The organism is Massilia genomosp. 1, from assembly GCF_011682185.1.
Lineage (GTDB): Bacteria > Pseudomonadota > Gammaproteobacteria > Burkholderiales > Burkholderiaceae_D > Telluria_A > Telluria_A rubra.
Window position 1 is genome coordinate 1 of record NZ_WHJF01000047.1, and the last position, 25976, is coordinate 25976.

22 protein-coding genes, 1 tRNA gene and 1 pseudogene are annotated in these 25976 nt (G+C 65.6%); 13 read left to right on the forward strand and 11 right to left on the reverse strand.

All coding sequences use genetic code 11. The features are described from left to right. The 5 genes from F1735_RS17915 to F1735_RS17935 form a co-directional block, all read right to left on the reverse strand. On the reverse strand, nt 1-235 hold a 235-nt coding region (locus F1735_RS17915), incomplete at its 3' end, for a transposase (RefSeq protein ID WP_222853017.1). 314 nt (nt 236-549) lie between these two features. After that, nucleotides 550-1359, reverse strand: a complete 810-nt coding sequence (locus F1735_RS17920; protein ID WP_167238204.1) for a response regulator — start codon at nt 1357-1359, stop codon at nt 550-552. A gap of 27 nt (nt 1360-1386) precedes the next feature. Further along, nucleotides 1387-1728 (reverse strand): Hpt domain-containing protein, encoded by a 342-nt coding sequence (locus F1735_RS17925; RefSeq protein WP_167238205.1) that lies wholly within the window; start codon nt 1726-1728, stop codon nt 1387-1389. Beyond that, nucleotides 1725-2111, reverse strand: a complete 387-nt coding sequence (locus F1735_RS17930) for a response regulator (RefSeq protein WP_167222315.1) — start codon at nt 2109-2111, stop codon at nt 1725-1727. The genes F1735_RS17925 and F1735_RS17930 overlap by 4 nt, the downstream gene beginning before the upstream one ends. Further along, nucleotides 2108-4165, reverse strand: a complete 2058-nt coding sequence (locus tag F1735_RS17935; RefSeq protein WP_167238206.1) for a PAS domain S-box protein — start codon at nt 4163-4165, stop codon at nt 2108-2110. The genes F1735_RS17930 and F1735_RS17935 overlap by 4 nt, the downstream gene beginning before the upstream one ends. A gap of 313 nt (nt 4166-4478) precedes the next feature. Between F1735_RS17935 and F1735_RS17940 the strand changes: the two genes are divergently transcribed. The 6 genes from F1735_RS17940 to F1735_RS17965 all read left to right on the forward strand — a co-directional run bounded on the left by F1735_RS17940 (nt 4479) and on the right by F1735_RS17965 (nt 9355). Next, nucleotides 4479-5066: a hypothetical protein gene (locus F1735_RS17940; RefSeq protein WP_167238207.1), complete on the forward strand. Its 588-nt coding sequence runs from the start codon at nt 4479-4481 to the stop codon at nt 5064-5066. 209 nt (nt 5067-5275) lie between these two features. After that, nucleotides 5276-5349: transfer RNA gene (locus F1735_RS17945), tRNA-Cys, on the forward strand. 35 nt (nt 5350-5384) lie between these two features. Then, on the forward strand, nt 5385-6539 hold the full coding sequence (locus F1735_RS17950; RefSeq protein ID WP_167238208.1) for a DUF1565 domain-containing protein: 1155 nt from the start codon (nt 5385-5387) through the stop codon (nt 6537-6539). Between the two features lie 193 nt (nt 6540-6732). Beyond that, on the forward strand, nt 6733-8052 hold the full coding sequence (locus F1735_RS17955; protein ID WP_167238209.1) for a cation:proton antiporter: 1320 nt from the start codon (nt 6733-6735) through the stop codon (nt 8050-8052). Nucleotides 8053-8166: 114 nt separating this feature from the next. Then, nucleotides 8167-8871 (forward strand): hypothetical protein, encoded by a 705-nt coding sequence (locus F1735_RS17960; RefSeq protein ID WP_167238210.1) that lies wholly within the window; start codon nt 8167-8169, stop codon nt 8869-8871. Between the two features lie 37 nt (nt 8872-8908). Next, nucleotides 8909-9355: a hypothetical protein gene (locus F1735_RS17965; protein WP_167238211.1), complete on the forward strand. Its 447-nt coding sequence runs from the start codon at nt 8909-8911 to the stop codon at nt 9353-9355. A 44-nt stretch (nt 9356-9399) separates the two neighbouring features. Here the strand turns inward: F1735_RS17965 and F1735_RS17970 are convergent. Together F1735_RS17970 and F1735_RS17975 are read right to left on the reverse strand one after the other, a co-directional pair. After that, nucleotides 9400-9675 (reverse strand): annotated as a pseudogene (locus F1735_RS17970) (transposase); the annotation flags it as partial. A gap of 55 nt (nt 9676-9730) precedes the next feature. Then, nucleotides 9731-11125 (reverse strand): thioredoxin family protein, encoded by a 1395-nt coding sequence (locus tag F1735_RS17975; RefSeq protein WP_167238213.1) that lies wholly within the window; start codon nt 11123-11125, stop codon nt 9731-9733. Between the two features lie 110 nt (nt 11126-11235). Here F1735_RS17975 and F1735_RS17980 point away from each other — a divergent pair, with 110 nt between their 5' ends. Together F1735_RS17980 and F1735_RS17985 are read left to right on the forward strand one after the other, a co-directional pair. Next, nucleotides 11236-13104: an AsmA family protein gene (locus F1735_RS17980; RefSeq protein ID WP_167238214.1), complete on the forward strand. Its 1869-nt coding sequence runs from the start codon at nt 11236-11238 to the stop codon at nt 13102-13104. 114 nt (nt 13105-13218) lie between these two features. Beyond that, nucleotides 13219-14037, forward strand: coding sequence for a hypothetical protein (locus F1735_RS17985; RefSeq protein ID WP_167238215.1), 819 nt, complete (start codon nt 13219-13221; stop codon nt 14035-14037). A 30-nt stretch (nt 14038-14067) separates the two neighbouring features. Here the strand turns inward: F1735_RS17985 and nudC are convergent, their stop codons facing one another. The 3 genes from nudC to F1735_RS18000 all read right to left on the reverse strand — a co-directional run bounded on the left by nudC (nt 14068) and on the right by F1735_RS18000 (nt 16626). After that, on the reverse strand, nt 14068-14880 hold the full coding sequence (gene nudC, locus F1735_RS17990) for an NAD(+) diphosphatase (RefSeq protein ID WP_167238240.1): 813 nt from the start codon (nt 14878-14880) through the stop codon (nt 14068-14070). A gap of 141 nt (nt 14881-15021) precedes the next feature. Beyond that, the gene (locus F1735_RS17995; protein ID WP_167238216.1) at nt 15022-15246 is read right to left on the reverse strand and encodes a DUF4254 domain-containing protein; all 225 of its coding nucleotides are present in this window, start codon (nt 15244-15246) and stop codon (nt 15022-15024) included. A gap of 162 nt (nt 15247-15408) precedes the next feature. After that, entirely contained in the window at nt 15409-16626 is a 1218-nt protein-coding gene (locus F1735_RS18000; protein WP_167238217.1) for a pyridoxal-phosphate-dependent aminotransferase family protein, read from the reverse strand. A 741-nt stretch (nt 16627-17367) separates the two neighbouring features. On the opposite strand from F1735_RS18000, the gene F1735_RS18005 reads away from it, so the two are divergent. From F1735_RS18005 to F1735_RS18015, 3 genes are all read left to right on the forward strand, one after another. Further along, a complete protein-coding gene (locus F1735_RS18005; RefSeq protein ID WP_167238218.1) occupies nt 17368-18801 on the forward strand; it encodes an FAD-dependent oxidoreductase in 1434 nt (477 codons plus the stop codon). 197 nt (nt 18802-18998) lie between these two features. Continuing rightward, nucleotides 18999-22259 (forward strand): DEAD/DEAH box helicase, encoded by a 3261-nt coding sequence (locus tag F1735_RS18010; RefSeq protein WP_167238219.1) that lies wholly within the window; start codon nt 18999-19001, stop codon nt 22257-22259. Between the two features lie 282 nt (nt 22260-22541). Further along, nucleotides 22542-23075 carry an isochorismatase family protein gene (locus F1735_RS18015; RefSeq protein ID WP_167238220.1) on the forward strand — a complete coding sequence of 178 codons (534 nt, stop codon included), beginning with the start codon at nt 22542-22544 and terminating at the stop codon, nt 23073-23075. A 20-nt stretch (nt 23076-23095) separates the two neighbouring features. Here F1735_RS18015 and F1735_RS18020 read toward each other — a convergent pair whose 3' ends face one another. Continuing rightward, complete coding sequence (locus F1735_RS18020) at nt 23096-23950, reverse strand: DUF2306 domain-containing protein (protein WP_222853019.1); 855 nt, start codon at nt 23948-23950, stop codon at nt 23096-23098. A gap of 141 nt (nt 23951-24091) precedes the next feature. On the opposite strand from F1735_RS18020, the gene F1735_RS18025 reads away from it, so the two are divergent. Both F1735_RS18025 and F1735_RS18030 read left to right on the forward strand, forming a co-directional pair. Then, the gene (locus tag F1735_RS18025; RefSeq protein ID WP_167238221.1) at nt 24092-25138 is read left to right on the forward strand and encodes a sensor histidine kinase; all 1047 of its coding nucleotides are present in this window, start codon (nt 24092-24094) and stop codon (nt 25136-25138) included. After that, on the forward strand, nt 25135-25923 hold the full coding sequence (locus F1735_RS18030) for a LytR/AlgR family response regulator transcription factor (RefSeq protein WP_167238222.1): 789 nt from the start codon (nt 25135-25137) through the stop codon (nt 25921-25923). The genes F1735_RS18025 and F1735_RS18030 overlap by 4 nt, the downstream gene beginning before the upstream one ends. The last annotated feature ends 53 nt before the right edge of the window (nt 25924-25976 follow it).

A 25976-nucleotide genomic window follows, 5' to 3' on the forward strand; every position in this document is an offset into this window, starting at 1 on the left:
AGCCGATTTGGTAGATACGTTGCGTCAAAATATCGTGATAAGAATGGTCGACATAGCTCTGATGACGGCGGTCAGGCAAGGCTGCGGCGAGGCGCTTGGTCAATCCAATCTGGAGGTCGACACCACGTAGCAAAACCGGACCGAGGTCGGACGACAAGCCGCCGCCGGCGAAATCGGCGCGAACGCTATGAGCGGGAATGGATGCAAAACGGAGCTGCTCTAGGGTAGAATTCATGTCGGGCAAGGTGTGTTCGTGCTGATAGGGTAGGTTTTTAGATAACTCCCATTCTATCAATCACTTACGGCATTCTTGCCCTTTTTTGTGCAAAATTCAGGCTAGCTGTGTAGGCATTTTCTGAGCGCTCGCTAGCCAACACGCAAGCTTTCTTTCTGGCTGGCGATGAATCGCAGCGGGCGCTATGTGCGCAAGGGGACAAAGACGGGCCGGGGAGGAGATCAACGATGCGGATGAAATGCGATGCGACGTCTTGCGCGCTCACTGCAATGAAGGACAAGGCCGGGGCGGCAAGCCGGCCCTGCGCGCCCGCCTCAGATCCCGACCACGCTCTGGATGCAGGAATACAGCGTTTCCCATTTGAAGGGTTTGAAAATGTAGGCATCGGCGCCGGTCTTCAAGCCTTTCATGACCTGGTCGTCGGATACCTCCGAGGTCACCATCACCACCGGCGCCTTGGCCCAGCCCTCGTTGCGGCGGATCGCGGCCAGCAGGTCGAAGCCATCCTTGCCGGGGAGCCCGGGCAAGACGATGTCGAGCAGCACCAGATCGGGCGCCATCGCGGTGTGCATCACCGCCAGCGCATCGTTCATGTCGCCGACCGCATGCACGGTAAAGCCCTTCTCGCTCAGCAACACCACCAGCAATTCCGACAGTTCATCATCATCTTCCACCACCAGGGCGGTCAGCGCATGTTTGCTCGCGCCTATTTGCGCCTTGTTCCCGTAAGAATAGAACCCGGTATTTTTCAACTCCGTGGCGCCGCGCCGCGCCTGGGCCCAGGCTTCCACGCTTTCTTGCGGGCTCAGCTCGGTCACGTCGAGGGTCGGCAGGATGTCCGAAAACGCGAATCCATCCTCGTGCAAGGCTAGCTGCTGCCGGGCGGCGGGCAGGGTGTGCTGCGCGCCGCCGAACACGCGGATCAGGCCCTGTTTGGCGAGCGCGTCGAGTTCGCTGACGAGCTTGACGAGCGGCATCCCGCCGAGCGCGAGAAAATCGTGTACGCTGGAACGTCCGTTAATCATCGATAGCACGCGGGCCGGATCGCGCGACAGGTTCTTGCACCCGTTTTTCAGCTCCGTCATGCCTTTGGAAGTCTTGCTGTAGATCGTCGATGTATCCATGATGTCCTCTTCGTGCCTGCGATGTCTTCACGCGGCCGGCGCGGGCGGCATCATGTGCGCAAGGGCTGCCAGGTCGGCGCCGATATCATTCAGATTCTCGATGCTCCAATCGGTTTGGGCAAGCATCGTTTTGATTTTTTTTTCGATGCGGCGCGCCGCCAGCCCCATCTCGGCCGCGCCGAACGTGCCGGCCGCGCCGCCCAGCGAGTGCAACAAGCGGTACAGCTCCTCCCAGTGCGTTCTGTCGGTCAAATCGCCCTGGCACAGCGCATACGCCGCATTCATCTGCGCGAAACGGGCCGGCAGGCGCGTGCGAAATCCCTGCGCCAGCAAGGCCAGCTTCGCTTGCAGGTCGGTTGGCGCGCTCATCCCATGGCCTCGTCCCACAATGCGCGCACCTGCACTGGCAATTGCATCGGATCGAACGGCTTGGCGATCACGCCGATGGCGCCCAGCGAGCGGTAATGCGCCACTTCGCTGGCCTGCACCTTGGCCGTCATGAAAATGACCGGGGTGGCGCTGGTGCCGGGCAGCTTGCGCAGTTCGGCCAGGGTCGCCATGCCATCCATCCCCGGCATCATGACGTCCAGCAAAAGCAGGTCCGGCTGGCATTCGGCCGCCGCCAGCAGCGCTTCGCGCCCGGAGCTGCAGGTACGCAAAGTAAAGCCGCCGACCATCTCCAGCGCCATCTGGGCCACGGTCTGGATATCGGGATCGTCTTCGACGTACAGGACAAGGGAAAGGTCGGTCATGAAAGGGGCGTCCTGGAAAAAGGCGTTGATGGCGCCAGCGCCGCGAGCGGCAGGTCAAAGAAAAATTCGGTGCGCACGCCGCATTCGCTGACGAAATCAATGCGCCCGCGATGCCGCTCGATAATCGCTTTCGAGATATTCAGGCCGAGGCCGGTGCCGCCTTTCGGACGGCTGTCCGACGCATCGGCCTGGGCAAATTTCTGGAAAATGCGCTCGCGGAACCCGACCGGAATACCGGGGCCGTGGTCGGTCACCGACAGGCGCGCATAGCCGGGCAGGCGCAGCAAGCGCACCTCGACCACGCCGCCGGCGGGCGCGAATTTGGCGGCGTTCGACAGCAGGTTGACGATCACCTGGATCAGCCGGTCGGAATCGGCGGCGACCATCAATTCGCCGTTATCGGAGCGCAGGTCGAAACTGACGCGAAAGGGCGAGGCGAAGGCGTGGGTGGCGGCGATGGCTTGCTCCACCAGCGGCCGCAAGGGCTGCACCACCGGTTCGAAACGCATGTTCCCGGATTCGATTTTCTCGACATCGAGAATGTCGTTAATCAGGCGCACCAGGCGGTCGCAATTCTTGCTGGCGATATCGAGCAGGACCTTGGCGCGCACCGGTATTTCTCCCGCCGCGCCGCCGGCCAGCAGGCCGAGCGAACCTTTGATGGAGGTCATCGGGGTTCTCAGTTCATGCGAGACCGTGGAAATGAATTCATTCTTCATGTTTTCCATTTTCTTGCGTTCGCTGATGTCCTGCGCGATGCCGACAAAGCCCGCCAGCGCGTGTTCATCGTCCCAGACGGCGGAAATCGACAGCAGCACCGGCAGCCGGCTGCCATCCTTGCGGATATAGGTCCATTGCGTTTCATCGGGAATGCCCGCGCGCGCCTTGGCGATGAACATCTCGGGGCCGGGGCGGATCGGGCGCCCCAGTTCGAGCGAGAGCGCATGCACGCGCGCTTCCAGCTCGGCCGGGTCGTGCAGCACCAGCAGCGAAGCCTGGGTGCGCATCTCGGCTTCGGAATAACCGAGCATGCGCTGGGCGCCATCGTTGAACATGATGACCTGGCCATGCGCATTCACGTAAATGATGGCGTAGTTATTGCTGTTCAAAATCGCCTGCTGCAGGCTGAGCGTTTCCGCCAGGCGCCGGTTCAGGCGTTTCATTTCATCGGCATTGCGGCGCCGCGCCGAAATATCGCGGACCAGGCCGGTAAAAGCGCGGCGCCCGTCGATATGCATTTCGCTGACCACCAGGTTGGCCGGAAAACGCGTGCCGTCGCTGCGCTGCCCGACAACCTGGCGGTTGATGCGCACGCCCTCGCCGATGCCGTCGCGCGCCAGTGCGTACGCATAAGCGCCGGCGGCGGCGCGGTAATGCCGCGCGATTAACACATTGAATGGCGCGCCGATCATCTGGTCGGCCCGGTAAGCGAACAGGCGCTGCGCCTCGGGATTGAAAGTTTCGACCAGGCCGTGATCGTCGATGGTGATGATGGCGTCGCCCGCGTGTTCCACGATGGCTTGCAGGCGCGCTTCCTTTTCGCGGCTGATCCGGGTGGCCTGCTTGATGGTGCATACATTCAGTTCAAGTTCGGCCCATTGCGCCAGGTCGCACAGGGTGGCCAGATCGTCGTCGGAAAAGCTGCGCGAGACCTGGTCGATCAGGCACAGGGTGCCGACCAAGGCGCCATTGGCGGCGCGCAGGGGAATGCCGGCATAAAAACGGATATGCGGAGGGCCGAGCACCAGCGGATTATCGGCAAAGCGCGGGTCGAGGGCCGCGTCGGGAATTATGAAGGGAAAATCGCGCAGGATCGCGTGGCCGCAGAACGAGATATTGCGCGGCGTTTCAGGCACCTCGAGACCGCGCCGCGATTTGAACCACTGACGCTCGCTGTCGACCAGGGTAACCAGCGCGATCGGGCAGCCGAACGTGCGCTGGGCGGTACGCGTGATGCGGTCGAAGCGCTCTTCGGGCGGCGTGTCGAGGATATTCAGGCCGCACAGTGCGGCCATGCGCGCGCTTTCATCGGCGGGGACTGGGGCATCAAGCACGATCATGGTTTCCAGGTATGGCGCCGGCCCCGGACATTCAAGCCAGGGGCGCTCAATACACGTCTGGCGCAGTCCCGCCGCTATCTTCCGCTGACGATTCTGATAGCTATCGGTAAAAATGAAATATACCTGATTCCCGCCCTTCATGGTGTCGCTTACACTAGGCAAGACGGGCCCCGGCCCGGCTTGTTCCAGCCTGTGTTGTGTTTCCGCCGGGAAGTTATTTATTCGTGAATGCTGATCGATTTACTATATTATCGCCACTGTCCGCACCTGCCGGCCCCTTATACAAACGACGACACGAAGGAATTACATGAACATTACCTCCAAAGCAGTGCTGTTTGCTTCATGCCTGTTTGGTGCGGTATTGCTGCAAGGCTGCGGCGCCACCAAAATCAAGGCTTCTTCGACCAATAATCCGCCGCCCTCCGAAGCGTTTTCGGGGTTCGGCCGGATCGACGTGCGGCCGGTGGTGTTCGGACCCGATGCCAGGGCCGATCCGGATGGGCTGAACAAGATCGAGGCGAATATTCAAAAAGACCTGTCGGCCTCGCTGCTGGAATGGAACGCGCGCAAGGCCAACGGCCGCACCCTGGTGATCCAGCCCGTCATCGAACAGATGAGCTTCAAGCGCGGCGCCAAGCGCGTGTTCCTGGGGCCGCTGGCCGGCAGTTCCGGCGTGCTGCTGCGCCTGAACATCACCGACAACAAGGGCCGAAAAATTGCCAATCCCGAATTCTTCCAGCGCGCCGGCGCCATGTCGGCCGGCTTTACCCTCGGTGTGCATGACAACCTGATGCTCACCCGCGTGGCCAACCTCGCCAGCCGCTATGTGATCAACAATTACCACCGTGCCGAAGGCGGCGCGACCGGCGCCGACGACCAGGCGGTCGCGCAGTAAGCGGCAGCGTTCACTCCAGCAAAAGCGGCCCCGCGCGGGCCGCTTTTCTTTGGCTGCCACAGCAAAAGCGGCCCCGCGCGGGCCGCTTTTCTTTGGCTGCCACAGCAAAAACGGCCCCGCGCGGGCCGCTTTTCTTTGGGCGCCGTACAAACAGTTTGTTTGATCCAGTCGGCACAGCGCGGACCGGCGCGGGTGGACACTAGCTTCATGGCGGAGTAGCAAAATGGCAATGCACCAGCCTGCAAAGCTGGGGAAGCCGGTTCGATTCCGGCATCCGCCTCCACCTCCCAGCACGATCCGGCAAAAAGGACTTTGTTGATGAACCGATCCAGGCCCCACCACCCACTTCTGCCGGCGGCGCTGCTCGTCGGCCTGGCCCTGCCGCTTGCAGCGGCCAGCGCCTCTGCCGATAGCGTTGCCGCGCAGGGCGCCAGTTACCACTACTACGTCGCCAGCAACGGTTCCGATGCCAATCCCGGCACCGCGACCCAGCCCTTCGAAACCATCGTGCGCGCCTCCAGGGTCGCCCTGCCCGGCACGACCGTGCATGTGGCGCCGGGCACCTACGCGGGCGGCTTTCGCACCACCATGAGCGGCAGCGCCGGACGGCGCATTTCGTACATCTCCACCATGCGCGGCGGCGCCCGCCTGGTGCCGCCGCGCGGCTCGCTCACCAAGATGGCCTGGGAAAACCGTGGCGACTTCGTCGACATCGTCGGCTTCCAGGTCGACGGGCGCAACGCCCACGGCGGCGTGCGCTGGACCTACGGCATCTACAACGCCGGCTCGGACTCGCAGATCCGCAACAACCACGTGCATCACGTCGGCCAGGACGTGCCCTGCACCAGCGCCGGCGCGGCCGGGATCAGCGTCGACAGCTACTACAAGGGCCGCCTGAGCACGGTCAGCGGCAATACCGTGCATGACATCGGCCCGACCGACTGTCGCTTCGTGCAGGGCATCAACATGAGCACCACCGGCAGCGTCACCAACAACGTGCTGTTTACCATCGGCGGCGCGGCCATCCAGATGTGGCACGACGCCACCAACGTCATCGTCAGCCACAACACGATCGCGCGCTCGATGACGGGCATCCTGGTCGGCGGCGGCGACGCCTATTACATCAAGGGGCCGAACGATTTCACCAACGTCCACAACAACATCGTGTACGACAACAAATACGGCATTTCGGAACAGGGATCGACCGGCCCGCATAACAGCTACCGTAACAACCTGGTGTACCTGAACGCCGCCGCCGACTGGCAATTGAACAATGGCCTCAAGCACCTGGGCACGGTGGCGCAAGCGCCCGAGTTCATGCGCTACGGCAAAGGCGCGCTGCCCGACTTCCGCCTGCGCGCCGGCTCGCCCGGGGTCGGCCACGGTACCGGCGAGCACGCGGCTGCGGCCGACATCGCCGGCAAGCCGCGCGACAAGGACGCGCCGATCGATATCGGCGCCTACCAGCGCTAGGCGACGCGCCAGGCAACCCGCCTGGTGCCGCGCTGGCAGCCTGCGCGCCGGGGGAGCGGCCGGGGAAATTGTCCCGGCTTTTTTGTTGGCGGGCGCACGCCACGGGAGCTTCGATCCGTACGGCAACAGCGTGCAGGGAAACAGTTGTCTTCTGTAGAATCGGCCCACTCCCATCCTCGCGCCGAAGCTTCTCATGACGACTACCCACTGGTTCATCCTGATCGGCTGCCTGATGCTGGCGCGGGGCCTGATGGCCACCAGCATTTCACGCCTGCCATTCACGTCGGCCATCGTCTATCTGGGCGTGGGGCTCGGGCTCGGGCCGATGGTGCTGGGCATCTTCACCTTCAGCCCGGTCGAGCAAGCGCACCTGCTCGAAACCCTCACCGAAATCGCCGTGCTGGTCTCGCTGTTCTCGGCCGGGGTCAAGATGCCGGTGCCGATCTCGCGCCAGCGCTGGATGCCGGCAATCCGCCTGGCCTGGGTCTCGATGAGCCTGAGCGTGGGCCTGATTGCCGCCTTTTGCTACTACGTGCTGGACTTGCCGCTGGGCGCGGGCGTGCTGCTCGGCGCCATCCTCGCGCCCACCGACCCGGTGCTGGCGACCGACGTCCAGGTGCGCCATCCGGACGACCGCGACCGGCTGCGCTTTACCCTCACCTGCGAAGCGGGCATGAACGATGGCTCGGCCTTCCCCTTCGTGATGCTGGGCCTGGGCCTGCTCGGCGCGCATGAACTGGGCGACTTCGGCTGGCGCTGGGTGCTGGTCGACGTGCTCTGGGCCACGCTGGCCGCGATCGCCATCGGCACCCTGGGCGGGGCGGCGCTGGGCCGCATCGGATGGATGCTGCGCGGCAAAGACCCCAAGCACGAAGTGCTCGACGACCTGGTCGGCCTGGGCTTGATCGGCGTCGTCTACGGCCTGAGCGTGGTGTTCGTGGCCTGGGGGTTCCTGGCCGTGTTTTTCGCCGGCGTGGCCTTGCGCCAGACGGAACTGGTGTTGTCCGGCGCCCACAAGGACCGCCAGGGCTTGCTGGTGCCCGAAAAAGCCAGGGAAGATCCGGGCGCCGGAGCGCCAAGCGCCGAGGCGCCGCCGGTCGAGGTGCCGCTGACCGTCAGCGCCGAGTCGCTGGTGTTCAAGGAGCATCTGGAACGCCTGTCGGAACTGACCCTGGTGCTGCTACTGGGCGGCATGGTGTCGCTGCACGACTGGAACTGGCGCAGCGTCGGCACGGCCCTGTTCCTGTTCGCCGTGGCAAGGCCGCTGAGCGTGATGATCGGCCTGGCCGGCTCGGACAGCTCGCTGCGCATCCGCGGCATTACCGCCTGGTTCGGCGTGCGCGGCATCGGCTCGCTGTATTACCTGATGTATGCCCTCAACCACGGCCTGCCGGCCTCGCTTACGCGCGAGCTGATCCAGATTACGGTGGTTGTCATCATGCTCTCGATCGTCGTGCATGGCACCAGCGTCAAGCCGCTGCTCGATCGCTTCTGGAAGCACAAGCGGCACTAATCTTACTGTGTCGGCAGGCCATCGCGGCGCACCTGCGCCATGCCAAACCGGGCCGGCGCGGCGCGCCTAAAATCGAACTCCTCCGTAGTATTTTTCAACGAGGCGGTGACGGTCATGGCTACTTTACCCAGTGCATCTTTAGCGTGGCTGGCGGCCACGCTCACCCTTTCCTGCGGCGCTGCGATGGCGCAGCCGCGCTTCCCGGACGACCCGGCCCGCTTCGGCATCGCCGACAGCGCCTGGCTGACCGAGCCGCCGCGCTATTACACCGGCGCGGCGGCCCGCATCACGAAGCCGGCCGCAGTCGGACTCGGACGCGCGCTGCGCCTGTCCTCCAGCGCCTGGTGGGGCATGGCTAACGGCAACGACAGCAACTACGCGGTGGGCGGCCTGACGATCATGCTGGGGCACGACGGGGCCTCCGCCGCGCCGCTGGAAATGGCGCGCCTGCTGGCACGGAGCGCCCTGGACACGCCCTTGCCGCCGTTCGCCACCAGCTCCTTGTCCTCGTCCTCGTCCCCGACCTGCGTGGTGCCGTGGCTGCAATGCGCCGCGTTCGGCAGCCTGGAAGCGCGCATGCGCGAGCAACATGCCTTCCTGAACGACCGCCATGCCGGCGACGACGCCATGGCGGGCCGGCGCAATTTTGTACGCGCCCTGAGCGCCGGCATGCGCTTCAATTTCCCTTACACGCGCAGCGGGCGGCACGGCCCCTGGTTCCTGCAACTGCGCGTGTCGCGCCGTTCGCCGGAGTTCAAAAGCACGTTGCCGAGGCCGCGCCGCGCGGGCCTGTCGTTGACCATGGGCACCGAGTTCTGATCTATACTTGCTGGCATTACTCCACAGGAAAGCGATCATGCGCAGGTTCGCGATTGTACTGACGCCCTTGCTGCTGGCCGGCTGCATCAAGGGCTCGGCCACCTACTACATTACCGAGAGCAGCAACGAGCACGTGATCACCGTGCGCGCCGAGCAGGAATACTTCTGGAAAAAGCAGATGACACTCACCTTGGTGGCCTCGCACATGCCGGAATGCCAGCGCGCGTTTCCGATGGAAAGCGTACCGCTCGAGGAGGTGTCGGTCGAACTGTTCTCGAACGGCGACGATGTGTATTCGGTGCGCTCGAGCGGCGAGTTGATCCAGATCGATACGCTCACCTGCACCCAGCTGGCCGAGCCGAAGCCGACTGCGCTGGGGCAGCCGGTCGGCACCTTTTTCATCGATGAAAAAACAGTGACGTTCGAAAAGGCAGCCGCAGCGGCGCCTGCGGCTGCTGCGGGGGCCGAACCGGCGCCAGGCTAACGGCGTCCCAGTACCTTGTGCAGGGCCGCGACGGTGGCCGGGCGGCCGGCCTGCTCGAGCGCGACTTCCAGCAACATCGGTTCACCGGGCCGGCGCGCCGTCCACTGGGTAAAATATTCATGCACCGTGCGCCAGGGCGGGAAGCCCTCCGGCACGCCGCGCCAGGCGCTGCCAGTTTCCAGCAAGTACAACATTGCGCAAAACACATCGTACAAATCGTGCTTGCGCGGACGCGTCTTGCGGCGCGCCGCTTCCAGCATGCCGCGTACCGCTTCAAACTCTTCGCGCGAAACGTCGCTCGCGAACTCGGGTCGTGCCATCGTCTTTCACCTCAAATATCATTTGAGGGTCTGATCTGGAACAGGTTCCCTAAATTTATTCCTTGACGTGCGCCGACAAGGACTTTTTTAACATTTCGACTTGCTCGCTGGCACCATTCCAGCCGGTCAGCTTGCTCAACATGCGTGTGAGCTGGGCGCCGTTGCGGCCACAGTTGGCGTCGAGCATGCCTTCCAGCCCGGGCAGCAGCGCGGCGGCGACGGCGCCGATGCGGCCCGCCTCGGCCGGTGTGGCCTCGAGCAGCGCCAGCAGGAAGGTGGCGCCCCATTGCAGGCGCGTGGCGGGGCCGCTGGACTGTTCCCAGGCGCGCTGGTACCAGTCGAGCATGGCTACAGTGTCGCCGCGTTTTTTGGCGACACTCGCCAGCGTGTGCATGAAGTAGAACGGCGCCAGCGAGCAAGCCACGGCCGCCAGCAGCAGGCCCTCGGCCTCGTCCGGCAGGCCGGCATCGACCAGCAGGCCGGCTGCGGTGTTGAGGATCTGATGGCGCCGCACGTGGTCATTGGCGCTGGCCAGGGCCATGCCGATACGCACGTTGAGCGATGCCGCGTCCAGCCCGGCAACAGGGCTGCCGAGGCGCGCCATGCGCACCCGTACGCGCAAGGCGGACAGTTGATCGTCCGGGCTCAGGGCGTCGGATGATGCCAGCTGCTCCAGCGCGTCCGACCATGCCGCCGTCAATGCCAGGCGCGGCGCCGACTGCGGCGCGGTCAAGCCGCGCACCAGCTCGACCGCGTAGCCGGTCACCAGGTCGACCTGCACCAGCACCGCTTGCGGGTCGGCCAGCGTACGCAGCAGCATGGCGCTGGCCTGGTACTGGTCCGGCGCGGCCTTGGCCGCGACCGCCGCGTGCAGCGCGTGCCATGCCAGGCGCAGTGCCGATGCGGGCTCGTCGCAAGCCGCGCGCAAGATGGCCAAGGTGGCGGCCAGGTCGCGGCCGGCCAGCAACCGGTCTTCGTCGGTATCCCAGCAATACCACGCCAGCAGGCGCCATGCGTCGGCCGCCAGCGCGCGCTGGCCCGACAGGGCGGCCTGCAGCGATTCCGACGCGGTCAACGGCGCCGCCAGCGCCAGTTGCAGCAGGTGAAGGAAGCGCGGCCCTGTCAGTTCGCATGGCAGGCGCGTGATTTCAGCGCCGTCGGGGCGGTACAGCACCAGGGTCGGATAGCTGCGCAGTTGCAGACGATCGGCGGCGCGCTGCGCGCCGGCAGCATCGCCATCAAGATGCAGGGGGACGAACGCAGTCCCCAGCGAGCCAAAGCCGGGCTGCGACAACACCGACGCCTTGAGCCGGTTGCAGGGCGGACACCACATGGCTCCCCAATACAGGAACACCGGCCTGGCCGTGGCGCGCGCCTCGGCAAAAGCGGCGTCGGCATCGTGATGCCAGCCGATGACGGTGGTTGCCTGCGCGTTAGCGTCGTTCGCCATATTCCGGTTCCGGGAGTGTTGAAAATGGCGAAAGTATATCGAAAACAGGGGCATGCCATCGGGCTTGCCCGGTGCTACACTCGACGCCTTTCCAGCCTCCGAGTTTCGCCATGCAAGCACGCATCAGGATCGCCGTCATCGCGCTGGGCGCCACCGTGCTGGTGCTGGGCAGCGCCGTGGGCATCGTGGCGGCGCGCTTCGACCCGAACGCCTACAAGAGCGCCATCGTCGAGCGGGTACACGAAAAGACCCGGCGCACGCTGACCATCGGCGGCGATATCCGGCTGGCGCTGTATCCGCGCCTGGGCGTGAACCTGGGCAAGGCGAGCCTGTCGGAACTGGGAGGCAAGGGCGAATTCGCCGCACTCGACAGCGTACGCCTGTCGTTCGCGCTGCTGCCGCTGCTGCTGCGCCAGGAAGTCGTGGTCGACCGCATCGAACTGCGCGGCATGCGCGCCACCCTGGTGCGCCAGACCGATGGCAGCATGAATATCGACGACCTGACCGCCGCACGCGTCAAACATCCCGGCCAGCAGGCGGGCGCGGCCGGCAATGCCGGCGCCGGCCCGGCCAAGGTGCGCTTCGCGGTCGACAGCATCCGGGTCGACAACGCCCACCTGCGCTTCGACGACCGCAAGGCCGGGCGCGTGGTCGACATCGCGCGCCTGAACATCGATTCCGGGCCGATCGCGCACGGGGTGCCGAGCCGGGTGGCGCTGTCGGCCAATATCGGCGTCGACAAGCCGGCGCTCAACACCGTGCTCATTTTCGAAAGCGGCTTTTCGCTCGACCGCGACACGCGCCGGGTGGCGATGACCGAGCTCGACGCCAATCTCGACCTGTCCAGCCGGGCCGGTATCGAGTCGCGCGCCAAATTGAAAGGCAGCATCGAGATCGACTTCGGCAAGGAAGCGATCGCCGCCGCGCTCAAAGGCAAGATCGACGACAGCAGCGTGAGCGGCAAAGGCGCGCTGCGCGGCGGCCTGCTGCAGCTCGACATCGATATCGACCGGGTCGACCTGGCGCGCTACCGCGCACGCACGGGCACGGTGGAGGCGGCCTCGGCTACCGCGCCGCTTGGCGCGACGGCTGGCGACACGGCAGGCAGCAGCGCGCCGGACCAGCCCATCGACCTGTCGGCGCTGGCCCGGCTGCGCGCCAGCGGCACCTTGCAAGTGGGCGAGCTGACCGTGGGCGGCCTGCGCGCCGCGAACGTGCATGCGGTGTTGCTGGCCGACGCAGGCAAGACCAGCATCAAGCCGCTCTCGGCCACGCTGTACGGCGGCAACGGCACTGGCGCGCTGAGCATCGATTTCTCGGACGACGCCAGCACGCCGCGCATGGCGCTGGTGCAAGACTTGCGCGGCATCTCGCTCGGTCCCCTGTTGCTTGATGCCACCGGCAAGACGCCACTGAGCGGCCGTGGCGATGTCAAGCTCGACCTGAACACGCGCGGCGCCAGCAGCACGGCCCTGCGCGAAGCACTCGCTGGCACGGCGGCGCTGCACCTGCGCGACGGCGTCATCGCCGGCATCGACCTGGGCCGGCTGGTGCGCGAGGCCAAGGCGGCCGCCGGCGTGGGCAGCGAGGCGGAATCGACCGGCTTTGGCGAACTGAGCGCGAGTTTCCGGATCGAGCGCGGCGTTGCCCAGAATACCGATTTGACTGCGAGCACCGCGCTGCTGCGCATTGGCGGCGAAGGCCAGCTCGACCTCGCGCATGCCACCATCGATGCGCGCTTGCGTTGCACGGTGATACCGGGCCCCGGCGGCCAGGACAGTCCCGCGATCGGCACCCTGGGCGCTCTGACGGTGCCGGTCGCGCTCAGCGGCCCGCTGGCGCAGATGACGTGGCAAGTCGATGTGGCCGCGCTCGGCAGCGAAGCGGCGCAAAAGGCAGGCGCCGGCATCCCGGCTGGCGGCAAGGAAAAACTGAAAGACCGCGTCAAGGATGCGCTCGGCGGACTGTTCCCCCGTTGAGCGTGGCAGGCGCGCTACAGCGCCCCGTTTTGTTGAGCAAAGCTGTGCCGTGCAGCTCGCCTTTGGGCTAGCGTCGGAGATAGCAAACCCCTTGCAAACTCATCGGGAGGATCTATGTTCGGCAGCACAGTCCTGGAAGTGGCGGTTGGCCTGACCTTTTGCTACGCGACAGTGGCATTGATTGTCAGCACGGTGCAGGAAGCGCTGGCGTCGGCGCTGAAACTGCGCGCACGCGGGCTGCTCGAAGGCATCAAGAGCATGCTCAACGATCCGGATTTCAGCGCCCTGGCGCGCACCCTGTACGCGCACGCGCTGGTCAATCCGCACGGCAACCCGGCCCGGCCGGGGCAAGAACACATCGGCGCCAAGCCGTCCTACATCAAGCCCGAGCATTTCGCGATTGCCCTGATCGACGCGGTGCAGTCGATTCCGGGCGACTACGACCAGCTCGGGCGCGACATCGACGCCCTCCCGGACCCGCAAATCAAGCGTGCGCTGCAGAGCATCTACCAGCGCGCCGGGGGCGACATGACGCGTTTCCAGGCCTCGGTGGAAAGCTGGTTCGACAGCGCGATGGAACGCGTGTCGGGCGTCTACAAACGGCGTTCGATGATGATCAGCGTGTTGCTGTCGCTGCTGCTGGCGGCGCTGTTCAACATCGACAGCATCCACCTGTTCCGCACGCTGTGGGCGCACCCCTCGCTGGCGGCCCAGATCGGCGCGGCCCCGGCCACGCTGAACCCGCAGGCGCTGCAGATGCTGTGGGCCTTGCCGATTGGCTGGGAACAATTTCCGCCGGTCATGGACCGGCAGTTCGCGCTCCGTATCGCCGGCTGGGCGCTGACCGCCTCGACGGCCTTGTTCGGCGCCCCGTTCTGGTTCGACCTGATGAAGCGCACGGTCCAGATACGCGGCACCGGGCCGAAGCCATAGGGCCGGCACCCGCCCCGCTGCCTGGGCTTGTCAGGCCGGGCGGTGGGCGTCGACCAGGATGGTGGAGACGGAAAAATGCGGCACCTTTTCGGGCCATTCGTCATGCGGCCCGAACCAGCGCGCTTCGATGATTTCGCTCGGGTCGACCCGGATCTCGCCGTCGAGATAATCGGCGGTGAAGGCAATCATCAGGGAATGCGGGAACGGCCACGACTGGCTCGAAAAATAGTGCAGGTTGTGGACCCGCAAACCGACTTCTTCGAACACTTCGCGATGCACCGCTTCTTCCACCGATTCCCCCGCTTCGAGGAAACCGGCCAGCGGCGTGAAGCGCTTGGCGGCCGATGCTGTATGCAATGCCAGCAAGACATGGTCGCCCTTGCGGATCAGCACCATCATCGCCGGGGAAATGCGCGGATACGCCATCATCCCGCAGGCGCTGCATACATAGCAGCGCTCGCCCGCTTTGAGCTGCATCGGCTGGGCGCAGGCGCCGCAGAAACGGTGCGTGCGCGCCCATTCGGCAATCTGGCTGGCACGGCCCGCCACACTGAGCAAGTCGTCATCGAGCGCGCCGAACAGCGAGCGCATGCTGCGCCAGGCGTAACCCGGCAAGGCCAGCTCCTCATTGTCGCACCAGAATGTCTGGCAATAACGCCCTCCCAACAGGCCAACCGGATGGGGTGTACCCGCCAGGGCCAGCCGGACCAGCTCGTCTGCGGAAGGCACCGCCAGATCCGCTTCGCGCAGCAACAGGCGGCTGCCGTGGAACACAAACGTGAGCGGGTCAGGATGGGATTGCGCCGTAATCAGCGGCGTAAACGATGAGGGCATTTGCAGCATGCGGCCAACCTTGTGGATGTTGTGGACTGCAGGCAGCATACCGCATTTTTACAGCATGGATTGCGCAGCCCTGATGTGCAGCGCGATGCCGTCCAGCTGCGCAAGCAAGGCTTCGTCGATGAATTCGACCGCATCGTTGCGCTACTGCTTGTGCTGGTCGATCAGGCGCTTGCTGGCGGCAATGGCGGCGCTGCCGGCATCGGTGCGGCGGGCGCGGTCTTCTTCATCCCACAGCAGGCAGTTGTGACGGTGATTGGACTCGATCCAGCGCCACAAGCGCGTGTTCGCCGGCGCAGGCAAGCGGGCGTCGGCCAGCCTGGCGTCGTGCCACTGCACCAACGATACGGCGTCGACATGCTCGAGCATCGCAAACTCCTTGGGAAAAACACCCGGATGCCAGCGCAACCGTGTACAGCTTGGAGTGGTGCGGCGTGCGCGAAGTTCCGTGTGCCGGTTTAAGCGTCGTCAATGTCTCCTTTCAATGCCGGGCGCACGCCGGCGCAGGTGTACGCCAGTCTGGCAGCCTTGCTATGCCGGTTGCGCGATCGCGTGGCGCGACAGCGAGCGCTCCAGTTCGGCCATGCCGGCCGGCAGGTCGAGGCTGGCGCCGCCGGCCTGCATGCTCGAACCGAAGGCGTGCAAGGTGCGGAACAGGTTGTGCGCGCGGCTTTGCTCGCCCATCTGGCCGATCCGCAAGATGTTCAGGCCGAAGGCGCCGGAAATTTCGACCTTGTGTACGCGCGACATGTGCGCGCGCACCACGTCGGACGAGACGTGATCGGGCGTGACGATGCCGATCACCGAATTGAGCCGGTGCTGCCTGGGCACCAGCAAGTCCAGCCCGAGCGCTTCGATGTCGGCCTGCAGCGCTTCCGAACATTGCTGGTGGCGCGCGAAGCGGCGCGGCAAGGTTTCGGCGCACACCAGGCGCAGCGCTTCGTGCAGCGCCAGGATGCCGGACACGGGCGCGGTGTAGTGATACGATTTCTGGTTCCAGAACTGGTCGGCCAGCTGCGCGTCGAGGCACCAGTGAAACGGCTGGTGGGTGCGCGTGGCAATCTTTTTGGCCCAGGCATGTTCCGAAAACGCCAGCAGGGACACGCCCGGAATCGAGGACAGCCCCTTCTGGCCGCCGGTAATGACGGCGTCGACTTGCCAGGCATCCATGTCGAGCGCCATCGTGCTGAACGTGCAGACGGCGTCGACGATCACCAGGCAGCCATGCTCGTGCGCCATGCGGGCGATGCTGCCCAGGCTGTGGTTGCAGACCGTGTTCGAGGTCTCGCCCTGCACCAGGGTGATGGCCGCGTAGTCGCCCTTGGCCAGGGTACGCTGCACCAGCTCGACGCTGGCGCTTTCGTTGTTCTCGATGTGCAGCAAGGTCGGCTCGCCGCGCACCCGGCTGACCATCTCGGCCATGCGCTTGCTGAAGTAGCCGTTGCAGATGCATAAGACCTTGTCGCCCGGATGGACCAGGTTGGCGATCGCCATTTCCATCGCCGCCGAGCCCGGCCCGCCGACGCCCATCACATGCGAGGAACGGGTCTGGAACACGTAGCGCCCCATCTCCTTCACCTGCGCGATGACCTGGTTCATGGTGTCGCCCAGGTGGTTGATGACGATCGAATTGGCGGCCGCCACGGCCGGCGGAATCGGCACCGGACCGGCGCCCATCATCAATAAGGGTTCATCCGGCAGGATGTGTTCGAGCGGGACGATGTCGGGAACGCGGATTGCCTCAAGCATTGAATGACTCCTCGATAAGGATGTGCAAGGGATCATTCATCATAGCTTGCAATCGATTAACAAGTTTCCGATGAGGATTTTTAGCGCCGGGAACGGGTGCTCCCCCGTCTGTTTTATGCAAACGGGATCACTTTTTCTTCTCCAGTATGATTCAGATCAATATCATGTCGAATATGCGTCAATACAACCATTAAATGTGCCTTTTGGCATAGCGCTGCGGTTTTTTCATTCCGCTTCCGCTGATGTAATCTGGATCAGCACAATAAACAGGCAGATGATTATGACGCGAGGATGACAATTATGGTCTTTTTACCATAACAATTAATGTTCAATTAATTAATCCGGGCGCCTCGCCAGCGCTGCAACTGCTTCCTTCGCGGCTTCGCGCCGATGCGCAAATTTTCAAGATCCCAATTGGCGCAACAACAACAGCACGAAATAGAAGCGAAAACCAAAGCCGTTTAAATTCAATCACTTATAGCAGTTTCTTATGCGACACAAATTACCGTTGGTAATAGCGCTGCAATATTGATTGACACTCCGATGTCAAATCGTTTTTAATCGCCCCGACGAAATAACAATATTTCGAAAAAAAATGCCGGATCCGGCATTAACACCGCGTTCCCGGCATGCGCAAACCGCTTGCCGCTTTCATTGATCCGTCCTGCGAGTGATGAATACGATGTCCATAATCGAATCTGTCGATGTAATGTGCCGAGCCCGGCAATTGGCGTTAGCACCGTGCGACGCCCCTCCGCTTGCCACCCCGCTTGCCACCCCGCTTGCGGCGCCGCCTGCCGCGCGGCGCGCAGGGGGGTGCCGATGAGCGCCGCCCTGCCCACCTTTGCCGACCTGGCCGCGCGCGTGGCCGGCGGCGTGATGAGCCGGCCGCGCATCGCCATCATCGGCGCCGGCAGCAGCGGCATGGCGGCCGCCGCCGAAATGCTGCAACGCGGCCTGGATCCGGTGCTGTTCGAAGCGCGTTCCGAGCCGGGCGGAATATGGGGCAAGGATCCGCTGTCGGCGCTGTATCCGGACCTGGTCCAGAGCGCCGCCGCGCAACTGCCGCTGTCGCATGCGGGCGCCGCCAGCTGGGCCGCGTACACCGAACAATGCCTCGACACCATCAAGCGCCAGGGCCTGGCCTCGCGTATCTTCACCTCGACCAAGGTGCTGTGCGTGACGCCCTCGCTGTATGACGGCGGGGCCGACCTGCTGATCGCCAGCGCCAGCCAGGCCGCCGCGCCGCTGCTGCGCCACTTCGAACACGTGGTGTATGCCGGCGGGCTGTACCACACACCGCAGTTGCCCCTGATCGCCGGCGGCGCCAACTTTGCCGGGCGCATCATCCATTCGTCCGACGTGCGCGACCTGAGCCGCTTCGTCGGCCAGCGCGTGCTCATCGTCGGCCTGGGCAATACCGCGATGGCATGCGCCGCCAGGCTGTTTCCGGTGGCGCAGCAACTGGTGCTGTCGGGCCGCAGTCCCACCTGGCTGGTGCCGCGCCTGCTGCACGGCAGCCCGATCGACGTCGCCACGCGGGCGTTGAAGGAAACCTTCCGCCACAGCTATCAGGCGCGGCTGTGGGACGCCTGCCGCGAGCACGGCGCGATCGGCCACGCGGTCGATCCTTCCAGTCACGAAATCGACGTCGGGCGCCAGCGCATCACCGTCAGCGACAGCATGCTCGGACCGGTGCGCAGCGGCATGGTACCCTTGCGCCCGGCGCTGGCGCAGGTCGACCAGCGCACGGTCTATTTCGTCGACGGCAGCAGTTGCGAGGCCGACGTGATCGTCTGCTGCACCGGCTACCGCAGCCAGGAAATCCTGGCCGAAGGCAGCGAGCCGCAGCAGCAGCTGGTCGGCAACGTGCTGCACGCGCGCTACCCCGGCCTGTGGTTCACCGGCGCCCCGGCGCTGTGGGGCAGCCCGGCCCCGATCGCCAAAAAACAGGGCCGCCTGATCGCCCATGCCATCGACATGGGCTGGGGCCGCGACGAACTGGCCCAGGCCGTGCGTCCCTACGTCAACTACGACAAGGCGGCCGCGCGCCTGCCGTTCGGCTTCGAAGTCGCCGACTTCAGCGGCTACGCGCACATGGTCGACCAGGCCAGCGCCGGCCCCAGCGGCGAGCCCGCGCCGCTGGCCGGCGACCCGGTCGACTACGCCGGCTAGCGCTTGCGGGCGGCGCCGCGCATCGGCCGGGATGCGCGGCGCCGCCCGCAATGGCCGCTGCGCCCGCGATTGTGAAATCAAGGCTTTTTTGCCGCGAGTGAAGTTACAATTCCGCCTTGTCAAATGATCGCCAGCGCGGTCATGCAAGCTGGCCGGCCCGCGCTGTCATCGCCCGGCCACACTCCCGGAAAAATCCTATGCCTGCACAGTATGTCAACACGCTTCGCTATTGGTTCGATGTCGAAGCACTCATGTACCCGGACATTCCCAAGGCAGGCAAGCGGCCGGCGTTTTTCAAGCGCTACGACGAGCCGCTGCCGTGGCTGCCCGCGCCGCATGGCAGCCTGGCCGCCGACGCCGTGCATGGCCAGCACAAGTATTTCGTCTGGTTCGGCCTGGTCGAAAAAAGCGTGCTGGAAACCGAACTGGCCGCGCTGTTCCCGCTCGAGTCGAGCCCGGACACATTCAGCGGCAACCACTTGCGCCCGGCCAGGGGCAACACCTTTCTTTGCGCGATAGAAATCGGCTCGGATGGCCGGCCCGACGTCGACACCTTGCAGTTGGGCGCGTTCGCGGTCGCCTTTGCCGAAAAGAAAAACAAGGCCCCGATCGGCTACAGCAGCACCCTGTTCGGCCTGCAAAACAAGCTGCACGAACTGGCCATGGGCAAGCATGGCGTGGCCAACGCCGACTGGTTCGCCCAGGTCACCGACCACCTCCTCACCGAGCTGGACTGGAAACCGCGCTCCCTGCTGGCCCGCGCGCAACTGTGTACGCACGAAGTCGCGCTGATCGACCGGCGCGGCAAGAAATTGTCGCGCGAGCCGGAGATGGACCCGATCAACTCCTTCTACCTCGACGACCTCGAACGCCTGCGCCAGGACGCCGAGAGCGGCCCCGGCTCGCCCCAGATCCAGGCTTACCTCGACGGCCACCAGCGCAGCGCCGCCCGGCGCGACGGCGCCCGGCGCGACATCACGCGCCCGGGCCCGGTCAACGCCGCGCTCGACCCGCGCCGCTTTCCGGCGGGACGCTGGCCGAGCCCCTTCCCGCTGTTCCTGATGCAGCAGGTGGCCGTCAACATCGGCCTGGAAACCCTGGCCGAGGGCGGCATTTTTTCGGTCAACGGCCCGCCCGGCACCGGCAAGACCACCCTGCTGATGGACGTGATCGCCGCCCGCGTGGTCGAGCGCGCCAGGATCTTGGCGGAATTCGCCCATCCGGAAGCGGCGTTTTCGCGCAGCCAGCACCAGATCGCGTATCCCGCCAACAGCAATGGCGTCACGCTCAAGGGCAATAGCTACCACCTCGACGACCGCCTGCTCGACACCGGCATCGTGGTTGCCAGCGCCAACAACAAGGCGGTCGAAAACATCACGCTCGACCTGCCCAGCATCAAGAAAGTCGCGCCGCAGCCGCTGCTGATGAACGGCGAACCGTTCGACTACTTTGGCGCCAGCGCCGAATCGATCCTCAACGAAGAAAAGAAAAAAATGCCGGGCGAGGCGGGCGAGGCCGACAGCGAGGAAGCAGCGGAAGACGACGATAAAGAGCACGGCAAAATCCGCTGCTGGGGCCTGATTTCGGTCCCGCTCGGCAAAAAATCCAACCGCAACCTGGTCGCCAACCGCCTGGGCTTTTTCAAGGAACTGGGACTGGCCAAGCAACTGGCCGGCGCCGGCGCCTCGCTCAACTGGGAAGCGGCGCGCGCACACTTCAACAGCGCCGTGGCCAGGGTCGACGCGATGCAGGCGGCGATCCTCGCGTACGACAGCGCGCTGCCGGAACGCAAGGCGGCCGAATCCCTGTGCGCCGCCGCCGACGCCGCCGCCGACCTCGCCGGCCGGCGCAACGCGCAAGCGGGCGCGGCGCTGACAGCGCTCGACACCCAAGCGGCCGGCAACGCCGCCGCCCTCGCCACCAACCTGCGCGAACGCGAACTGCACGCGAGCGAATGGCCCGCCTGGCGCCAGTTGCTGGCGCGCTTGTTCGGCAAGGCGCGCTACGCCGCCTTCGTGGCGCGCCAGCAAGCGCTGTCGGAGGAATACGACCACCTGCGCAGCGAACGCGCGCGCCTGGCCCTGGCGCGCCTTGAAGCGAACAGCAGCGCCAGCACCTGCGCCGCCGGCTGGGAATCGGCCCGGCGCGACGCCGACAACCGCGCGCAAGCGCTGCACACGGTGGCCGAACGGGTCGACGCGCTCGCGGCCAGCCTGGGCGAGGCCGCGTTCGATCCGGCCGCGTTCGCCGCGCTGCCGGTCGAACAACAACAAAAGTCCCTCCCGCGCAGCAACGCCGCCTACCATGCCGCGCGGGCCGACGTGTTCATCGCCGCGATGCACCTGCACAAGGCGTTCCTCAAGCACGCCGGCAAACCGTTCGAGACCAACTTCCGCCTGGCCTTGTCCATGCTGGCGCAGGAAAGCCACATCAAGCCGCACCTGCCGGCCATGGCGCGCCACCTGTGGGCCAGCTTCTTCCTGGCGGTGCCGGTGGTCTCGAGCACCTTCGCGTCGGTGTCGCGCTGCTTTGCCGACCTGGGCGAAGGCGAGATCGGCCTGCTGCTGGTGGACGAAGCCGGGCAGGCGGTGCCATCGCACGCGCTCGGCGCCATCTGGCGTGCCAAGCGCGCGCTGATCGTGGGCGACCCGCTGCAAGTCGAACCGGTGATCACGATGGACAAGCAGCTCGACTACGGCATCCTGTCGTACCACGGGGCGCCGCCCGGGCACCAGTTGACGGCCTACTCGGCGCAGCACCTGGCCGACCGCGGCAACCGCTTCGGCGCCAACGTGGTGCAGTACGACGGCAGCGACCTGTGGGTGGGTGCGCCGCTGCGCGTACACCGGCGCTGCGCCGACCCGATGTTTTCGCTGTCGAACCAGATTGCCTACAACGGCAAGATGGTCTACGGCCCGGCGCGCGCCGAGGAAGAACAGGCCACGGCCAGCCGGCCGCTGCTCGGCCCCTCGTGCTGGCACGATATCGGCGCGGGCGAATTCGACGAGCACTACAACGGGCGCGAAGGCGCGCTCGCGGCCGATATCGTGGTGCGCTACGCCAGCGAAGGCTGGGTTGGCAAAGCGCACGGCTTGCCGGACCTGTTCCTGATTACCCCGTTCAAGTCGGTGGCGCAAGGGCTGACCGCCTTGTTGAAAGCGCGCGTGGACGAATGGGCGGGCGAGGCGGGCGACGACGCTGTCGGCGCATGGCTGCAAGGGCACGTCGGCACGGTGCACACCTTTCAGGGCAAGGAAAGCGAGACGGTGCTGCTGGTCCTGGGCGGCAACAGCGACGGCGCGCGTCAATGGGCGGCGGGCAAGCCGAACATCATCAACGTCGCCGCCACGCGCGCCAAGCGGCGCCTGTACGTGATCGGCAACCGCCAGCAATGGTCGCGTACGCCGTTCGGCAGCCAACTCGCCGACGCCCTCCCCCAACCGGGGTCAGAGCTTTAACTTGCAACTTTTTGCTGCCTGACAGGTACCGGAGCTTGGTTTTAAGCCATTTTCACTGAAACTGGCGCGTTTAGCGCGGTATGACCGTTCTTGTAGACCGCTTTCGTTCCGGGTGAACTTTTGTTTCCAATTAAAGCTCTGACCCCGGTTGTAGGGGGATGCTGATCGGCGTGTCGGCGTATTCGTAATTGGCGGTTTGGAATCTGCGAAGCCGGCGCCAGTTTATCTGACCGGGACTCTGGGTAACACTGATGCTTCTCTCATCACTGTTCCAAAGGTTTTATGAAAACGCTACTGATCATCGATATGCAAAACGCGTGGCTTGACAATCCGGCCAGCCCGTGCCACGACACCGAGGGCGTAGTCGAGCGCATCAATCATGCCGCCAAACACGTCCGTGCGCAGGGCGGCAAGGTGATCTTCGTCCAGCATGTGAATGCGGATGCCCCGCTCGGCTCGCCGCCGTGGCAAGTGATCCCGGCGCTGCAACAGGCCGCCACCGACGGCACCGTGCAAAAGCTGGCCGCCGATGCCTTCGCCGCGACCGACCTGGCCGACCAGCTTGCAGCCAGCGCGACCTCCACCTTGTATATCTGCGGCTTCGCCTCCGAGTTCTGCATCGATACCGCCGTGCGCGCGGCAGCCTCGCGCCCCCTGCAGGTGGTGGCCCTGGCGGACGCGCATACCACCGCCGACCGCCCGCACCTGGCGGCGCCGGCCATCATCGCCCATCACAACTGGGTGTGGGCAGGATTGCCGGTGACCGCCGGCAGCACCCTGGCCGTGTGTACGACGGCCGAGGCCTTCCCCGGCTGACTCAGCCGCCGCCACGCGCCTCACAGGTGCGGCAGCCACAGGATCATCGCCGCCGCCGCCACGCCGGCCGCCGTCGCTACGCTCAGCACCAGCATGGCGGCGGCCATCGCGATGCGCGCTGCCCTCCGCCCGCTCGCCTGCGCCCGCGCATACAGCTCCAGCACCGCCAGCGGCAGCAGGTATTGGGCAAACGACAGGAAGCTCAGGAACGGCCCCTGGAAGGTCTCCGGATCGAATCCGGCCGGCCCGCGGTTGGCGACGATCCATGCCATCAGGCCGATCCGGAAGAACCACACGCCACTGACCGCCAGGAACAGGCGCAGCGCCCAGCGCCGGTGCGGTGCGATGCGGCCGGCGCGCGCATGATGCACGGCCAGCGCCGCGCACAGCACGATCAGCACGGCATTGCCGCTGATGCCCACGTGCTGCGCCAGGCCGCCTGCCGCGCCGCGACACCACACCATGTACAGGCCGATCAGGCTCGACCCCACCGCCAGCAGCACGTAGACGCGCCCGTTCCAGCGGTGAAACGCCGGCGCCAGTCGCCGCAGCGGCGTCAGCAGTTGGAGGGCGCCGCCGATGGTGATCAGCACCGTCACGAGGACATGCACGCCAATGGCGGCATTGCCGGCCGTGTCGCCGGCGACATACCCGCGCGGCATGACCTTGTTCCATTGCGCCAGCTCGCCACGCACCAGCGCGCCGCCGTAGAAAACGGCGACGTACCAGGCAAACAGCAGTTGCCCGGCCACGGCCACGCCGAACCACAGGCGCGCCGACCACGCCAGCGCGCCGGCGCTGGTAGCGCGCCGCCCGGGTGTACCCGCCTCAAGCGGCGCGGTGCGCGGCTGGCCGGCGGCAGTGTACATGATCATGGGATGCTCCTTGTGGTGTGATGGTCTGTACCCGCACAGTAGAAGCAGGCGGCGGCGCTGGCGACCCGGCGCGGCGAATGGCGCGACGGGCGGCGGTTTTCCGGCCTTGAACGACGCGCGCCGAACGGTTATTGTGACGGGATGACCACCCCGCCGCTCCGCTGCCCGCCCGCGCGCCATCCAGCCCTGCCGACCCTGCGCCAGGCGCTGGTGGCGCTGCTCATCACGCTGCAGCTGTCGTGGGTGCTGTCGGCCTTGTCGTCCGGCCCTTTCCTGTCGGTGCTGCTGCGCATCGGGTTCATCGGCGCGCTCTTGCTGCTGACGTACACGGCGAGCGGCGCCTTGCGCTGGCGAGCGCTGGCGCGGCTGCTGGCGGTGGTACTCGTGGCGCCAGTGGCCACATTGGCGATTTTCGTGCTGAGCGAGCGCATTCCGGCCCGGCGCGCGCTGGTGCTCGGCTACATCATGCTGGCCATCCTGTCGGTCGTGGTGGGCACGCTGGCGACGCTGGCGGCGCTACGGGTCGAACGCAGGGCCAATGAGCGCGCCGCGCGCCTGCGCGAAGAGCGCGAGCGCGACACGCTCGAACGCGAACTGACGGCCGCGCGCCTGCGCTTGCTGCAGGCACAGATCGAGCCGCATTTCCTGTTCAATACGCTGGCCAATATCGCCGCGCTGGTCGAGGCCAAGTCCGACAATGCCGGCCCGGTGCTGCGCCACCTGATCGCCTACCTCAAGGCCGCCATGCCGCGCCTGAACGATGCCGACGCCACGCTCGAGACCGAACTGCAGCTGGTGCGCGCCTACCTGGAGCTGATGCACATGCGCATGCCCGACCGCTTGCGCTTCAGCGTCCGGGTGGCGCCGGAACTGAACAGCCTGCCGTTTCCGGCGATGGCCCTGCTGACCCTGGTGGAAAACGCGGTGCGCCACGGCATCGATCCGAGCCTGGAGGGCGGGCGCATCGAGGTCGGCGGCAAGGCCGATGCCGCCAGCGGGCGCGTCAGCCTGTGGGTGGGCGACAGCGGGCAGGGCATGTCGGAATCGGCCCAGCCGGGCACGGGACTGGCCAATGTGCGCACGCGCCTGCAAGCGTTCTACGGTCCCGGCGCGCGCCTCGACCTGCATGAAGAAACGCCGCACGGCGTCCACGTCGAACTCACTTTTACGCCACGGAGCGCTACATGAGCCACTTGAGCCGCTTGAGCCACCCCACCGCCCTGATCGCCGACGATGAACCGCTGCTGCGCGAGCACCTGCGCGCGCAATTGGCGCGGCTGTGGCCGCAACTGGAGATCGTGGCCGACGCCCGCAACGGCGCCGAGGCGGTCGAGCTGTTCGACCAGCATGCGCCGGCGATCGTGTTTTTGGATGTACACATGCCGGGGCTGAACGGGATCGAGGCGGCGCGGGCGCTGGCGCGGCGCGCGCACATCGTGTTCGTGACCGCCTACGAGCAGTACGCGGTGCAGGCCTTCGAGCAGGGCGCGATCGATTACCTGGTCAAGCCGGTCGATGCGGCGCGCCTGGCCGACACGGTGCGGCGCTTGCAGGCGCGGCTGGAAACGGCGCCCGCCGCCGGCCCGGCCTTCGACGCCGTGCTCGAGCGCATGGCCAGCGAGCTGCGCCAGCGCGGCGGGCCGCGCAACTGGCTGCAGTGGATCAAGGCCTCGGTCGGCAGCCGCGTGCGCTTGATTCCGGTGGAGCAGGTGGCCTTCATGCGCGCGCAGGGCAAGTACACCTCGGTCGTGTGGACCGACGGCGAGGCCTTGATACGCAAGAGTATCCGCGAACTCGGCGATGAACTCGATCCGGAGCGTTTCGTGCAGATCCACCGTTCGGCGATCGTCAATCTGCATTACGTGAGCGAAGTGGTGCGCGGGGTGAACGAAACGGCCGAAGTGCATCTGCGCGGACGGACCGAGGTGCTGCCGGTCAGCCGCAGTTACCTGCATCATTTCCGCCAGATGTAGCGCGGCTTGCCGGCAGGGCGACGCGCTCAGTCCTGTTTCCTGGCGTCGTATCG

Coding starts and splice junctions, on each gene's coding strand:
- F1735_RS17955 (WP_167238209.1), top strand. CDS start 6,733: ATGACGACTACCCACTGGTTCATCCTGATCGGCTGCCTGATGCTGGCG.
- F1735_RS18015 (WP_167238220.1), top strand. CDS start 22,542: ATGAAAACGCTACTGATCATCGATATGCAAAACGCGTGGCTTGACAAT.
- F1735_RS17930 (WP_167222315.1), bottom strand. CDS start 2,111: ATGACCGACCTTTCCCTTGTCCTGTACGTCGAAGACGATCCCGATATC.
- F1735_RS17985 (WP_167238215.1), top strand. CDS start 13,219: ATGTTCGGCAGCACAGTCCTGGAAGTGGCGGTTGGCCTGACCTTTTGC.
- F1735_RS18000 (WP_167238217.1), bottom strand. CDS start 16,626: ATGCTTGAGGCAATCCGCGTTCCCGACATCGTCCCGCTCGAACACATC.
- F1735_RS17995 (WP_167238216.1), bottom strand. CDS start 15,246: ATGCTCGAGCATGTCGACGCCGTATCGTTGGTGCAGTGGCACGACGCC.
- F1735_RS17950 (WP_167238208.1), top strand. CDS start 5,385: ATGAACCGATCCAGGCCCCACCACCCACTTCTGCCGGCGGCGCTGCTC.
- F1735_RS17975 (WP_167238213.1), bottom strand. CDS start 11,125: ATGGCGAACGACGCTAACGCGCAGGCAACCACCGTCATCGGCTGGCAT.
- F1735_RS17920 (WP_167238204.1), bottom strand. CDS start 1,359: ATGGATACATCGACGATCTACAGCAAGACTTCCAAAGGCATGACGGAG.
- F1735_RS17960 (WP_167238210.1), top strand. CDS start 8,167: ATGGCTACTTTACCCAGTGCATCTTTAGCGTGGCTGGCGGCCACGCTC.
- nudC (WP_167238240.1), bottom strand. CDS start 14,880: ATGCTGCAAATGCCCTCATCGTTTACGCCGCTGATTACGGCGCAATCC.
- F1735_RS17965 (WP_167238211.1), top strand. CDS start 8,909: ATGCGCAGGTTCGCGATTGTACTGACGCCCTTGCTGCTGGCCGGCTGC.
- F1735_RS18025 (WP_167238221.1), top strand. CDS start 24,092: ATGACCACCCCGCCGCTCCGCTGCCCGCCCGCGCGCCATCCAGCCCTG.
- F1735_RS17940 (WP_167238207.1), top strand. CDS start 4,479: ATGAACATTACCTCCAAAGCAGTGCTGTTTGCTTCATGCCTGTTTGGT.
- F1735_RS18020 (WP_222853019.1), bottom strand. CDS start 23,950: ATGATCATGTACACTGCCGCCGGCCAGCCGCGCACCGCGCCGCTTGAG.
- F1735_RS17925 (WP_167238205.1), bottom strand. CDS start 1,728: ATGAGCGCGCCAACCGACCTGCAAGCGAAGCTGGCCTTGCTGGCGCAG.
- F1735_RS18010 (WP_167238219.1), top strand. CDS start 18,999: ATGCCTGCACAGTATGTCAACACGCTTCGCTATTGGTTCGATGTCGAA.
- F1735_RS18030 (WP_167238222.1), top strand. CDS start 25,135: ATGAGCCACTTGAGCCGCTTGAGCCACCCCACCGCCCTGATCGCCGAC.
- F1735_RS17980 (WP_167238214.1), top strand. CDS start 11,236: ATGCAAGCACGCATCAGGATCGCCGTCATCGCGCTGGGCGCCACCGTG.